The organism is Gilliamella sp. X-46 (genome assembly GCF_057063525.1).
Genome location: NZ_JBXSQH010000035.1, coordinates 1 through 1,151, shown reverse-complemented (window position 1 = coordinate 1,151; position 1,151 = coordinate 1). Strand labels below are relative to the sequence as shown.

1 protein-coding gene is annotated in these 1,151 nt (G+C 42.4%); it reads left to right on the top strand.

What is annotated here, in order from left to right:
* On the top strand, positions 1-1,151 hold a 1,151-nt coding region (tuf, locus tag ACYIAJ_RS11260), incomplete at its 3' end, for an elongation factor Tu (RefSeq protein WP_483560787.1).

Sequence of the window (1,151 nt, the reverse complement as noted above, 5' to 3'; positions counted from 1 at the left end):
ATGTCTAAAGAAAAATTTGAACGTACAAAACCCCACGTTAACGTTGGTACAATCGGCCACGTTGACCATGGTAAAACAACTTTAACTGCGGCAATTACTTCTGTACTTGCTAAAAAATACGGCGGTCAAGCGCGTGCATTCGATCAAATCGATAACGCACCAGAAGAAAAAGCACGTGGTATCACCATCAACACTTCACACGTTGAATATGACACACCAACTCGTCACTACGCACACGTAGACTGCCCGGGCCATGCTGACTATGTTAAAAACATGATCACTGGTGCGGCACAAATGGACGGTGCTATCTTAGTCGTAGCAGCAACAGATGGTCCTATGCCACAAACTCGTGAGCACATCCTTTTAGGTCGTCAAGTAGGTGTTCCTTACATCATCGTATTTTTAAACAAATGTGATATGGTTGATGACGAAGAGTTATTAGAATTAGTTGAAATGGAAGTACGTGAACTTCTATCTCAATATGATTTCCCAGGTGATGATACACCAGTTATTCGTGGTTCAGCGCTTAAAGCGTTAGAAGGCGATGCAGCATGGGAAGACAAAATTGTTGAATTAGCTGAAGCATTAGACAGCTACATTCCTGAGCCAGAACGTGATATTGACAAACCATTCCTATTACCAATTGAAGACGTATTCTCAATTTCAGGTCGTGGTACAGTAGTAACGGGTCGTGTTGAACGCGGTGTAATCAAAGTTGGTGAAGAAGTTGAAATCGTTGGTATCAAACCAACTGCTAAAACAACTTGTACTGGTGTTGAAATGTTCCGTAAATTGCTTGACGAAGGTCGTGCGGGTGAAAACGTTGGTGTATTACTACGTGGTACAAAACGTGAAGAAATCGAACGTGGTCAAGTACTTGCAAAACCAGGTTCAATCACTCCACATACTGATTTCGAATCAGAAGTGTATATCTTAAGCAAAGATGAAGGTGGTCGTCACACTCCATTCTTCAAAGGTTACCGTCCACAGTTCTACTTCCGTACAACTGACGTAACTGGTACTATCGAATTACCAGAAGGCGTAGAAATGGTAATGCCTGGTGATAACATCAAAATGACAGTATCATTAATTCACCCAATCGCGATGGCAGACGGCTTACGTTTTGCGATTCGTGAAGGTGGTCGTACTGT